Source organism: Pseudomonas sp. FW305-25, from assembly GCF_017351415.1.
Classification (GTDB): domain Bacteria; phylum Pseudomonadota; class Gammaproteobacteria; order Pseudomonadales; family Pseudomonadaceae; genus Aquipseudomonas; species Aquipseudomonas chlororaphis.
On the sequence record NZ_JACNDE010000049.1, the window covers coordinates 1 to 12,247 of the forward strand.

General features: G+C 63.1%; 12 protein-coding genes and 1 pseudogene. 2 read left to right on the forward strand and 11 right to left on the reverse strand.

Features of this window, described 5'->3' with window-relative positions; all coding sequences use genetic code 11:
• Window positions 1–54: 54 nt before the first annotated feature.
• The 9 genes from J4E58_RS28990 to J4E58_RS29030 form a co-directional block, all read right to left on the reverse strand.
• A complete protein-coding gene (locus J4E58_RS28990; protein ID WP_087091122.1) occupies window positions 55–1,008 on the reverse strand; it encodes a peptidylprolyl isomerase in 954 nt (317 codons plus the stop codon).
• The gene (locus J4E58_RS28995; protein ID WP_087091123.1) at window positions 1,005–1,541 is read right to left on the reverse strand and encodes a YbjN domain-containing protein; all 537 of its coding nucleotides are present in this window, start codon (window positions 1,539–1,541) and stop codon (window positions 1,005–1,007) included. Before J4E58_RS28995 ends, J4E58_RS28990 begins: the two co-directional genes overlap by 4 nt.
• Before the next feature lie 20 nt (window positions 1,542–1,561).
• A complete protein-coding gene (locus tag J4E58_RS29000) occupies window positions 1,562–2,224 on the reverse strand; it encodes a DNA repair protein (protein WP_087091124.1) in 663 nt (220 codons plus the stop codon).
• Window positions 2,225–2,258: 34 nt separating this feature from the next.
• Window positions 2,259–3,953: a putative porin gene (locus tag J4E58_RS29005; RefSeq protein ID WP_087091125.1), complete on the reverse strand. Its 1,695-nt coding sequence runs from the start codon at window positions 3,951–3,953 to the stop codon at window positions 2,259–2,261.
• A 43-nt stretch (window positions 3,954–3,996) separates the two neighbouring features.
• The gene (locus J4E58_RS29010) at window positions 3,997–4,704 is read right to left on the reverse strand and encodes a TonB C-terminal domain-containing protein (protein ID WP_087091126.1); all 708 of its coding nucleotides are present in this window, start codon (window positions 4,702–4,704) and stop codon (window positions 3,997–3,999) included.
• A 3-nt stretch (window positions 4,705–4,707) separates the two neighbouring features.
• Window positions 4,708–5,133, reverse strand: coding sequence for a biopolymer transporter ExbD (locus J4E58_RS29015; RefSeq protein ID WP_007928991.1), 426 nt, complete (start codon window positions 5,131–5,133; stop codon window positions 4,708–4,710).
• 11 nt (window positions 5,134–5,144) lie between these two features.
• Window positions 5,145–6,968 carry a DUF2341 domain-containing protein gene (locus J4E58_RS29020; RefSeq protein WP_087091127.1) on the reverse strand — a complete coding sequence of 608 codons (1,824 nt, stop codon included), beginning with the start codon at window positions 6,966–6,968 and terminating at the stop codon, window positions 5,145–5,147.
• Between the two features lie 20 nt (window positions 6,969–6,988).
• Entirely contained in the window at window positions 6,989–8,650 is a 1,662-nt protein-coding gene (locus tag J4E58_RS29025; RefSeq protein WP_256583185.1) for a ShlB/FhaC/HecB family hemolysin secretion/activation protein, read from the reverse strand.
• 74 nt (window positions 8,651–8,724) lie between these two features.
• Window positions 8,725–9,336: a transposase gene (locus J4E58_RS29030; RefSeq protein ID WP_007928988.1), complete on the reverse strand. Its 612-nt coding sequence runs from the start codon at window positions 9,334–9,336 to the stop codon at window positions 8,725–8,727.
• Between the two features lie 276 nt (window positions 9,337–9,612).
• Between J4E58_RS29030 and J4E58_RS29035 the strand changes: the two genes are divergently transcribed.
• Both J4E58_RS29035 and J4E58_RS29040 read left to right on the forward strand, forming a co-directional pair.
• On the forward strand, window positions 9,613–10,215 hold the full coding sequence (locus J4E58_RS29035; RefSeq protein ID WP_087091129.1) for a GNAT family N-acetyltransferase: 603 nt from the start codon (window positions 9,613–9,615) through the stop codon (window positions 10,213–10,215).
• Window positions 10,216–10,678: 463 nt separating this feature from the next.
• The gene (locus J4E58_RS29040) at window positions 10,679–10,933 is read left to right on the forward strand and encodes a hypothetical protein (RefSeq protein WP_087091130.1); all 255 of its coding nucleotides are present in this window, start codon (window positions 10,679–10,681) and stop codon (window positions 10,931–10,933) included.
• A gap of 418 nt (window positions 10,934–11,351) precedes the next feature.
• Here the strand turns inward: J4E58_RS29040 and J4E58_RS29045 are convergent, their stop codons facing one another.
• Both J4E58_RS29045 and J4E58_RS32370 read right to left on the reverse strand, forming a co-directional pair.
• Entirely contained in the window at window positions 11,352–11,609 is a 258-nt protein-coding gene (locus J4E58_RS29045; protein ID WP_256583187.1) for a hypothetical protein, read from the reverse strand.
• A gap of 13 nt (window positions 11,610–11,622) precedes the next feature.
• Window positions 11,623–12,027, reverse strand: a pseudogene (locus J4E58_RS32370) (hypothetical protein); the annotation flags it as partial.
• Window positions 12,028–12,247 lie beyond the last annotated feature (220 nt).

Below are 12,247 nucleotides of genomic sequence, written 5' to 3' on the forward strand. Positions count from 1 at the left end.
TCGATCCTGTAGGAGCGAGCTTGCTCGCGAAGCGGTAGCGGCCACACCGCTTGCCTAAAGCTTCTCCTCCAGCACCTTGTTCAACTGCGCGCCGTCGATACTCAGGGTCGCGGTGTCGAGCATGCCTTCCAGGTAGGCCTTGGCGATCTGCTCCTGGCGCTGCGCCCGCAGGGCCTGGGTCAGGCGTTCGCGCAACTCATCCAGGGTCGCCGTGCGGGCCGGTTGCTGCTCGGTCAGCCTGAGCACATGAAAACCCGCCGCGCTCTGCACCGCATCGGACACCGCGCCGACCTTCAGGCGCGCCACCGCGCCGCGGACCTCGGGCAGCAGTTGCTGCAACGGCTGCAACCCGGAGTCGCCGCCGCGCCGGGCGCTGTCGGGGTCCTGGGAATACTGGCTGGCCAGGGCGGCAAATTCACCGGGGGCGGCCTGGGCCTTCTTGCTCAGTTCCTGGGCCTGCTTGCGTGTCGCCTCCAGCGCCTGCGGGTCATTCACCGCGAGGAAAATCTGGCTGACCCGGTACAAGGCCGGGGTCTGCCACTGCGCCTTGCCGGCGTCGTAGGCCTGCTGCAACTCGGCCTCGCTCGGGTAGCCGGCCGGGACCTGGCTGACCGAGCGCAAGTAGTCGCGAAAGACAATCTGTTCAGTGGCCACCCGGGTCTGCAAGGCCACCTCCGGACGCTGGCGCCAGCCCTGGGCGTCGGCCTGTTCGAGCACGGCCTTTTCCGCCAGGCGCGTGCGAATCCAGTTTTCCAGGGCCGGGCGATTGCCCCGCAGCTGCTCGCGGGACGCCTCGGGCAACGCCGCGAACAGCGCCTTGAGCTCCTCCGGCGCCACCCGCTGGTTGCCCAGGCGCGCCACCGCCGGGCCGTCATCGACCGGGCTGGCTACCGCCACCCTGGGCTGTTGCGCCGCCACCGGATCGCTGCCCGGACGCACGCCCAGCCACACCGCCAGCGCTACCAGGGCCAGGGCGCCGACACCGACCACCAGGCTTGGCTTCTTCACTGCCCAGGCACCTCAACGACAGCCTCGGCGACGGCCTCGGGCGCTGCTTCAGGCATGGTTTCTGGCGTGGCTTGCGGCGTGGCTTCAGGCTGGGCCTGCAGGCGCGCGGCGTGCTGGCTGTAGTCGCGCAGGTAGACGATGAACTCCTGCAACAGCCGATCCCACAGTTCCAGCTGGCTGCGCAGGTGATCGTGGCCGACCCCGGCCACCACCACGTCCATTTCCATCACCAGGAACTCGCCCTGCACCGACAGCCGGGCAAAGCGCCGCGAGGCGTTCCACAGCTCGGCCAGGCCCGCCGGCAACTCGCCCTGGACCCGCAGCGCGCAGCTGAAGGTGAAGTCCACATAGCGGCCCTGTTCAACCCCCGCCGCGTTGCCGAAGCGCACGGCGTAGCCGATGCCCTGGCTGGCGCTGAGCAGTTGCACGATGCCGTTCTGGTCGGTCTGGTTGACCCGGTAGCCGGCACCTTGCAGCAGCTCCGTGAGGCTCTGCGGGGTGACGCTGGCGATCAGTTGCGCTTGTTCAGTCATGCTCGATTCTTCCCTGGTATTCAGTGGGTGCTCGCTGCCCGTGGGGCATCGAACTGGGTTTTGTACAACTCGTCACCAAAGCCCTGGGCCAGTTCCTCGAACTTGACCCGGGCGCCGCCGGCGAAGGGCTGGCGGATTTTCATCACCTCGGCCACGTCGATCTTCTCGTAGGCCGCGAGGATCTCTTTGGCCACGCCATACATCTGCTGATTCTTGACCGAACATTGCTGCACTTGTGTGTCACGTTCGCTCAATTGCGCCTCAAGCCTGGCCCGTTCGGCCTCTTTGGCCCGGGCCATGACCAGCAGTTCGTCATAGGCCTTCTTGAACTTGCCGATCTGCTCGCTGCTGGCGGCCATCTGCGCCTGGGCCTGGCTGTGCAGGTTCTGCTGCTGGCCGGCCAGTTGCTCGGCGACGCCACGGGCCTTGGCCAGGTCAGCGGTCAGTTGCTTGATCTGCGCCTGCGCCTGCCTGGCCTGGTTCTCGGCGGCGACACGGGCGGCGCTGGCCTGGGCCTGTTCGCTCTGCAGGGCCTGCAACTGCTGGGTGGTGCTGCGCAACTGGGTACGCAGGCGTTCCTCCATGCCTTCGGCGCTGGCCCCGCTGGCCGTCAGCACGCCCAGGGTCAACAACAGACCGCGCCCCAACCACAGGCAGCGCCCTGCCCTGGCTCGCGTGTTCATATCGAGACTGTTCATAGCAATGCACCCTTGCGCCCTAGAAGCGCGTGTTGATTTCAAGCTGCAAGACATCGATGTCGAACGGCGCGCCGTACACCGCCTCGGAACTCAGCCAGCGGCCGGTGGCGAAGACGTTCTTGGCCAGGCCGTAGTTGCCGCCGAGGAAATAACCCTTGGCGTTGGTGCCGCCGAGGTGGAACGAGGAATCGTTGAAACCGTCAGGCAGCGCATCGGGCTGGATGTACTTGTAGCCGGCGAACAGGTTCCAGTCGCCCTGCCTGGCCAGCTCCAGGCTATTGCCCAGGGTGAACTGCACCATCCAGGCGTTGGCGCCGCTTTCCAGCTCGCCGTTGCTGTCCAGGTTGTTGACGATCTGGCCTGCGGAGCGCTTGCGCATCTCGCCTTCGTCGTAACCCAGGTTGTGGATGTAGTTGGCCTGGCTGCGCAGCTTGAAGTTCTCCGGCAGGTCGGCGTCCCACACCAGGTTCAAGTCCAGCAGGTTGAACTCCGAGGCCAGGCCGACGAACTGCGGCTGCGGGGTGGCGGCCGGGTTGAGCGGGTTGGGCGTGATGTCACGCAACAGGAACACACTGTTGCCCTTCTGCATGAAGGCCACGCGGCTGCCGTCGCTGTCGCAGCCCGGGGCCCCGGCCCAGGGTTCGCAGGCGCTGGAGCGCTGGCCTTCGATATCGTCGAAGCGGTAGTAGGCCAATGCGCCCTTGAGCCGGTGGTTGCCGTTGATCGCCCAGTTGGCGCCGATCTGCGCGCCGTACAGCCATTTGTTGTCGCTTTCTTCCTTGTCGAAGCCGTTGCTGGTGGAGGTGTCGTTGGTGTACTCCACCGGGAACGCACCGACCGTGCCGAACAGGCCCCAGTCGCGATTGAGCTTGTGGTTGAAGATCGCCGCCACGCCGTCGAAGTTCAGGTCGTTGGAATACAGCAGGTCGGTGGAGAAGAACGGGTTGGCGATCCGCCCGCCGGTCAGGGTCAGCGCGTCGGTGGCCTTCCAGGTCAGGTAGCCCTGGTCGAGCCAGATGTCCTTCTTGCCGAACCCGCCGCCCAGGGTCTGGGTGGTGGACACCGGGTTGTTGTCCGAGCCGGTGCCGATGCGGATGCCGGCGGTCCAGTCCTGGGCGACCTGGGCCTTCATGCCCAGCCGGGCGCGCAGGCGGAACAGGTTCTCGCGGTCCTCGCGGGTGTTGAGCAAGGGCGGCAGGTTGGAGCTGCTGTTGGGGTTGACATCGTACGGGCCCTTGTCGTTGAGCTTGGCGAAGTCGACGATTTCGTTGCTGTTGCTGCCCGAGTAGTAGCGCGACTCGTCGCGCAGGCGAATGTCGCCGTCGAAACTGATGCGCGACACCCAGTCCGGGAAGGTATTGGGCTGGGCCCAGTTCTCCTGCTTGGCGGTGGCCATGACCTCGGCCTTGACCTGGTCGCGGATCTGGTCGCGGACGATGGCCGGCACGTATTGCACCCGCACATCCCCCGGCGTCGCCGCCGGGCCCGCCGCCACCGCGGTGCTGGCCTGGCGCGCCTGCTGCGCTTCGCGCTCGGCCTGGGCGATCAGGCCGTCGGCCTGTTCCTGTTTCAGCACGCCCTGCTGCACCAGCAAACGGATCAGATTGATCGTGGCGTTTTCCGAGGGCGCAGCGGGCGCGGCCGCTACCGGTCCCACCAGGGTCGCGATGACCATGCCGATCGCCAGGGACAATCGATTCACGTTGGAAATCATTTGCACACAGCTCCTTTTGGCAAAACTTGCATCAGTCGTTCGGTTAACCCGGACGCCGCCCCTGCAGGGACAGGCGTACAGGCAGGGTCAGGGAGGCCGGTGGCCGCTCCGTCAAATGCGCCGCGCCGCGCAAGGCGGCCAGCACCAGGGTGTCGATTTGCGGGTTGCCGCTGGACTTGACCAGCTCGACCCGGGTGATCTCGCCGACGGCGCTCAGCCAGACGTCGGTTTGCAGCGAAAAGGCCTGGTTGCGCAGGTCCGGGTTTTCCCGCAGCACGCGCTGGAAGGTGAAGGCCAGAAACTGGCTGTAAGTGCCGTTGCCCAGGCGCCCACCGCCGGAGCCGGCCATGCCGCCGCCCTTGCCGGCGCCGATGTTGAAAGCGTCGCTGCCGGCCTGGGCATCGCCATCCATCTGCATCGGATTGGCCAGGTCGTCCACCGGCGACGGCGGCGCCTCTTCCTCGGGCTTGACCTGCTCCGGCTCCGGGGTCGGTTCCGGTTCGGGCACCTTCTCCTCGACCGGCGGCTCCGGTTCCTTGGGTTTTTCCGGCGGCGGTGGCGGTGGTGGCGGCAGCGGGATGATGGTCGGTACCTTGGGCGCCTCCCGGCGCACGCCGCTCATGTCGTTGGCCCACTGCCAGAGCAGCCAGGCGGCGCCGGCCCCCAACAGCACGCCCACGCCCCACTTGAGCAGGCGCGGCGCCGTGCGGTTCTTCACTGGCGGCAACTGGATAGGTTGTTGTGCGGTCATGGCTCAGCCCTGGCTCGGTTTGCCGGTGACCAGCCCGACCTGGGACAGCTCCAGCCGGCGCAGCAGGTCCAGGACCTCGATGACCTTCTGGTACTGCACCGTGGCGTCGCCGCGCACGATCACCGGGAAGTCCGGATTCAAGGCCTTTTCCATGCGCAGGCGTTCTTCCAGTTCCGGCAAGGTCACCGGGTAGGCGTCGAGGAACACCTGGCCGCCGTCGTTGACCGAGATCGCCTTGGTCTTGGCCTCGGACAGCGACACCGAAGCGCTGGCCTTGGGCAGGTTGATCTGGATCCCCGAGACCTGGGCGGTGGCGGTGAGGATGAACATCACCAGCACCACCATCAGCACGTCCACCAGGGGCGTGATGTTGATGCTGTCCACTGGCGCGTCGTCATCATCGTCGTGGGAGGCGTTCACAGAAGCCATGACGTTTCTCCTCAGGCCGGCACGCTGGCGTTATGAGCCCGCGCGGGCGCGGCTTCACTGGACTGGCTGGCGCCATGCAACTCGGCCAGGCGGGTGATGAACTCGTCGACGAACACCCGCATGTCGGCGCTGACTTCCTTGTTGCGTGTGATCAGCCGGTTGTAGCCAAACAGCGCCGGGATCGCGACGAACAGGCCCATGGCGGTGGCCAGCAGGGCCGCGGCCATGCCCGGGGCGATGGCGTTGATGTTCACGTCGCCAGCCATGGCCGTGCCGAGAAACACCACCATGATCCCCAGCACCGTGCCCAGCAGGCCGATGTAGGGCCCGCCGGCGATGGCGTTGGACAGGGTCGAGAGCTTGGAACCGAGCTGCTGGTTCTCGCGGGTGCGCACGCCGTCCATGGAGCAGCGGATGGCCTCGATGGTCGCCGCCGAGACCGACGAGGTGTCGGCGCCCTGCTCGCGGCGGGTGCGGATCTCCTGGACTGCCACCTGGTACAGGCGCCACAGCGAGGAATGCTCCAGGCGCTGGGCCAGCTCGCGGTCGTCGGCGAACATTTCCAGGCGGGTGCCGACCCGGGCGAACTGCTCGCGGAACAGCTGGTTGGCACTGCTGACGCGGCCGACCATGCGGTTCTTGCGGATCATGATGATCCACGACTGGAACATCATCAGCACCAGCACCGCGATGATCACCCAGGCGTCCACCGGCACGGCCTTGAGCAAAAAGCCCAGGCTGCCGAAACCGAAGCCCGACTGTTCTTCATCGACGCCGTACACCACCAGCTTCGACTCGGCGCCCTGGGCCGCGGCATCGGCCAGCAGCAGGCCGGCGGGACGGGCCACCTTGGACAGGCGCAGCTCGTCGATGGCGCCATTGAACGGCAGGAAGGCACTGGCCTCGGCCGTTGCCCCTGGCGTTGATGCCGGCGGCAAATCGGCGCCGATGGCCAGCGGCGAATTGAACGCCGGCAGCGCCACCGCCAGGCGGGCGCTTTCGCGGCCATTGACCAACAGCGCCAGCTGGCTGCCCTGGGCGGTCAGGGCCAGGTGCTGCCACTGCCCGGGATTGAGCGGCTGGGTCGACACCGCGCGCTGGCCGTCGACCTCGACAAAAGGCACGCCCTGGTTGACCCCGATCAGCAGGCTGCTGGCTCCCTCACGCCGGGCCAGCAGCAACTGCTCGCCGCTGGCCTGGTCCAGGCGCAGCCAGGCGCTGAAGGTAAAGGCGCCGTCGGCGTTGTGTTGCAGCGACGGGCTGGCCGGCAACAACAGCGGCTGGCCGTTGAACTGCAAGGCGCGGCCGATGACCCCGTCGATGCTCGCGCCGGTGGCGTTCTGCGCATGGTTGCCGTAGGCCGTGGTGTCCTTGGCCGGGGTGCCGTTGGCACCGTCGAAGTGATAGAGGGCGACGTAGTTCGGGTCGAAGGTCAGCTGGCCGTTGGCGGTCGCCGGGGCCTTCTGGTTGCCGTAGTACATCCAGATGTCCTGGCGCTGGCCGCCCTCCACGTTCGGCACGTCGACCCAGACCAGGGCCATGCCCATCAACGGGTCGAAGCTTTCGATCTGGTGGTTGAACACGGTCTTGTCATCGGCGCTGACGAAGCGCAGGTCGGAGCCGTCTTCCTTGACCCCGTCGAAGCTGAAATTGCCGGTGTGCAGGCGCACCAGTAGCGCGGTGCGGCCCAGGGCCTGGTTGATGGCCGCGCCTTGCGGCGTGGTGTCGATCGAGATTTGCTTGCGGTAGTGCCAGTCGTCCTGCCACCACGCCTGGGCGGTCGCCGGGAGCACCAAGCCCAGGCAGATCAACAGGGAAATCAGTAAGCGCTGCATGAAAGTTACTCCGTGAAAGATCAAAACGTCGCCTGCACACTGAAGTGCACGCGCGAGTCCTGTTTCTGGGTGTTCGGTCCATCAAGCAGCGGGTAACCCCAGTCCAGGCTGCCGGAAAGCCATTTGCTCAAGCTGGCGCGGGTGCCCAGGCCGACGCTGGCCAGGCTGTAGTCGGCCTCCTGGTCGGGAAGCTCGTCGCGCAGGTACATCCGCGCGCCTTCGGCGAAGGCATAGAAGCGCCATTCGTTGACATAACCGCCCAGGTACTTGGCCAGGGACGGCGTGCGCAACTCCTGGGAAAACAGGTAGCCGTCGTCGCTGGTGCGCTCGGCCGCCAGGTAGCCGCGCACCGAGGTGGCGCCGCCGGCGGAGAACTGCTCGTTGGACACCAGCGGCCCCGAGGCCAGCTGGAAGGCGGCCTTGGACCCGGTCTGCCAGTCGTTGGCGAAGGTGTAGGTGTAATTCAGGTCGCCCTTGAGCACGGCGAAACTGGGGTTGGCGCGGTAGCGCTTGTAGTCGAAGTCTTCGTCCGAGCTGCCATAGCCGAACAGGCTGCGGGTGCCGGCCACCAGGCTCAGGCCGAGGCCCAGCTGGGAGGTCTCGGTGTAACGGAAGCCGTTGTAGGCAAAGGTGAACGGCGCGTACTTGAGCGGCACCTTGTCGCTGTCGCCGCCCAGGCTCAGCTCCTCCTCGAAGTCCTTGAAGTCCACCCCGACCGAGAACGAATTGGCCCAGGCGCCGCTGGCCGGCAGGCTATAGATCAGCGACAGGCCGTAGGAATGGCCCTTGCCCAGCACGTTGCTGCCGCCGATGGTGGCGACGTTGCTGTCGGACTGGTAGCCGGCGAACTGCAGGCTCCAGCGCTCGTTCAGCGGCGCGGTGTAGGAACCGGACCAGACCTTGGCGTTGTCCTGGTCCTCGGGCGCGGTGAAATAGGTCAGGGAAATGCTGTGGCCCAACTGCCAGAGGTTGTTGTAGCCGAGGCTAGTGACCGCCCGCAGGTGCTTGGTGTCGGCGCTGTAGTCATTGTTCAGGCCGACGCTGGCCTGCCACGGGTTCTGGTCTTCCACCTGCAGGTCGACGTCCATGGTGCCGGGGCGCTGGCCTTCGCGGACCAGCGGCATGACCTGGCGCCCGGGGGTCTTGTTCAGGCTCGCCAGCTGGCCCTGGACCTTGGCGAAGTCCGGCACCTCGCCTTCCTGCAGCGCCGGCACCTCGTCGCGGATTTCCACCGGCGAATAATGCTTGGCCCCCACCACCCGCACCCGCCCGACCTTGGTCTCGCTGACCTGCAGGTAGACGATGCCGTCCTCGACCTTCTGCTCCGGCAGCTCGACGAACACCGACTGGTAGCCGCGGGCCTGGTAGACCTTCTGCAAGGCATCGCGGGCGCCCTCGATATCGCTCAGGGCTTTCTGCGGGCCGAGGAAGGGATACACCGCTTCTTCGATGGCCCGGGCATCGAGCACGGTGTTGCCGCGCACGAAGTACTCATTCACATCCACCAGCCGCGCGGGCGCGGCCGCGCCTTGCGATGCGCCGCCTTGCACCGGTTCACCCTCCACCGGGCCGCCCTCCTCGGCCAACAACGGCTGGCTCAGCGCGACCAGCGCCAGCCAGCCGCACACCGGCAGCCAGCGCCTGGTCGGCCCCGGCCGCCCCCTATCGAACAGATGCTCCACACCGCCCCCTAGATTTCCAAGAATGTCCAACCGCGTCGAAACCGCCGTCGCCGTCTGTACGGCGTTTGGCCGCCTCAATTGCTCAAGGTCGATGTCGTGGCGTGTTTGGCCAGCCAGCTGTGCAGCAGCGCGAAGTTCAACGAGAACTCAGGCATTTGCAGCAAGGCGCCACAGAACACTTCACCGATGATTTTCTGGATCAGCAGCACCGCCCGCGCATCGTTCAACAGCGTGGCGATATCGCGGCTCAGCACGCCGAGGCTCCAGACCTTGTGGTTCAGGTCCAGGCCGACGAACCAGCGAAACAGCAGGTTGTAATTGAGCTGCTCGTACAACTGCTGCTCGCCGGGCACCGAGTACAAGAGCTGCAACAGCAGGATGTGCATCACCGTGCGTGGGGCGATAAGCATGCCGGGCTCGGCATCCAGGCCCTGGAGGATGTCGCGGTGCTGGTCGAGCAAGGCGTCGATCTGCGGGCGCAGCAACACCAGCGAATGGCCCGGCGGGATGTAGCTCGACACCTCCTTCAAGGCGCCCTGCCAGTCATCCTGGGAAACGATCCAGACCCACGGCGCCCCGTAGCGATAGACCGATACCGGCTTCTTGCGCGCGGCCTCGACTATCTTCGACAACCGCTGGTCCAGCTCCTGCATGCCCACTTTCGCGTAGCGTTCCATAGTCCCCATCACCTCACTCCCGGCGTCCCGCCTCGGCTCAGAACAGTGGCCAGAAGGCCCCCTCAAGCGCGTCACATATCCATGACGGGACTGGCGAAGTGCTACCGAACTTTTGTCACAAAAGCTTCATTCACCCCAGGAAGGTTCGGCCAGGACAGGCCAGAGGGCGCCAGGGTGCTCGGCTCGGAAATATGGAGTGGAAAGGTGGGGAACGGTGAACGCCACACGGCCGGCATGCGAGAATATCGATCCCTCAACCAGGCTATTGCCGACAAGGACACACCCATGACAGACCTCAGGCCCACGGAACCCGGGGCTGTCGACGCCATCGCCTACCAGCGGGCCTCCTCGGCCTTGCAGCGAGAATTCGCCTTGCTGCAGCGGCGCGTCTATCCCGAGCCGGACGTGCCTGAAGACGCCGAAACCGCCCCGCTGCACGCTCCCGTGTTCGAGACCTTCTCGTTCTACATCTGCGCACCCGACCGGGTGCTCAGCTACGCCGCTGTCGCCATGAAGACGATCGAGCATGCCGGCCACACGTTCGACATCGCCGGACTCAGCTGCGTCATGACCGATCCCGCTTGCCAGGGACAAGGCCTGGGCCTGAGGACCGTCGCCGCGGCCACACGCTGCATGGAACACAGCAACCTCGATATCGGCGTCTTCACCTGCGATCCACCGCTGGCGCGTTTCTATGCCCGGGCTGGCGGCTGGCCCATTGCGCCCGACGTAGTGCTGATCGGCAATCGGCACGAAATGGCGTTACGCAGCGATACGCTGGGTAAAGTCGTTCTGTTGCGCCTGTTTTCACCCAAGGCAATCGCGGCAGCCTCTGTATTGACCCACGGGGTCATCGACCTCGCCCTGCCGGATGGGCAGTTTTTGTAGTGACAGGGCTGGGGTGATGGGCAGGCCGCTGCTGCGCAGCAGGCATCGAGCGCGATCCCCCGTAGCCGCTGCCGCAGGCTGCGATCGGCCGGAACGGCCGCGACGTCGTCATGCCTTGAGAAGGACTAGATCAAACAGAACTGCCTGCTGCGTTGATAACCAGAAAAGCCTTACAAGCGGCGGTGAACTCGCCTTATTCCCGCCCAGCACAGGCCGGTTTACCTTCGACTAGTCGCCCAAATGGCGACCGGGTTTGGCGACCTGACACCAGAACTGATGCAAAACCTCCTGCTTGCAGGTACTTTTGCATCCGCACGACCGCTTGATGACGGCTGTGCGTGGGAGATCTTCGGGTCTGCCGGCTTTACTTCTGGTGTCGGTTCGCCAACCTGCGTACAGCCGTCACCCTTTTCGTTTGGCGACGATGGGGTGACAGCTCAGATAATCAACCAGAGGTGAGTTTATGAACCGTTACGTGCCAATTACCGGCCACGACTGCAACATCCCTTCCTTGCTTATAGATACCCAAGCGCCTATCGATATGCTGCACGATGCGGCCGCTTATCGCATACGCGCAGTGACCCAACTACTGGAAAGTTTTTCGGTAGCGGATGCCCCTCGACACGAACCTGTTCTGCTTCAGGAACTGACGCTGGTTTGCAGCATCATGCTGCGCGATGGGTGTGATTTGATGGATGTGGCGGGACGAAAGTTATAAGAATGGCTTTCAGTACAAGTAGTAATTCGCGATTTCAGGCCGCCAATTTTTAGTTGGTTTAAAGTTAAAAGTCGTCATAGACCACTACTCATCCAGCAATACGGAAAAGCCCACCCTGAATATAAAGCCACAAGGACTGCAACTAAGGTGAGACTGGGCAAGATAACTGAGAGCATTAGATCAAACAACAAAAGGGCGCCTAGTTACAATGAAAGAATAAAAAACATCCCAGCAACGCCAGGGATATTTATGACCCCCTCAAGGATATTTATAAACTCTCTAAAAACTGAGAAGTCAAGCTTTCTATTCTGAAGAATACAATACATTCACAATCTGCTTACCACATGCGAAATCCTACATCACCAACCACTTTCCACCAAGCCTAAACGTAGTTTGAGCAGTTCCTTTCTCGTGCCGACTACATCCCTTCTTTAATGTAGGAACGAAACACCCCATCTCCTTCATCCACATGGAGCCGACCGCACTTCGGGCAAGAATAAACTGTTTTCGCCCCCTCACCTATCGCATCATAAAACTCATCTTCGGACATGCTTCTAACAGAAAGCAAACTACCAATATCATCTATCTTTCTTTCTGAAATCAAGCTCATTTCAGACTCAGATGTTCCATTAGATAGATTAATTATATACCCACAAACACATGCAAATTTCGACATATTGATCATTTCCTTAAGGACGATCGTAGCGAGCGACAGAGCCGTCAGCTTTCTGAAAAAACAAAGTCTTTATGCTTTGAGCATTGGGTTTACCCCACATTCGAGCTGCAATTGAAGACATATCCTCACTTGATAGATCCGCCTGAACAAATACGCCACCCGCCTGATTTGATTTCTTCTCAATATTTTTAACTATATTTGAAGGAGACAAATTTTGCGGTGTATACACGTCAATCGCCCCTAGTCCATCAACCTTTAAATCCGCAGTACGTTGTCCCTGAACACCTTTCGATGATGCTGTTGCCAGGTGAGTAACATCGTAACCGAGACTTGACAACCCTTGTCCTGCACGCACTTCATTTGCATCAGGTATTGCACCTACCTCTACTTTTATCTTCCCTGCACCTGTTACTTTCGCACCAGCAATATTTTTCTCTGCCTCAACCAACCCCGCTAGATTACCTCCCTCTTTCGGCTTCAGTCCATTACTGGTCTCAAAATAAAGCTTGCCATCCGCAGCTAAAACTTCTGTGTTGCCAGTCTTGGTATTGATAACCCGGCGATAGCCCTCTGGTAACCCCCCCGTCTCATTGAAAGCAGCCCCTACTGAACCGCCTTCGCGATAACCTACCGGCAGT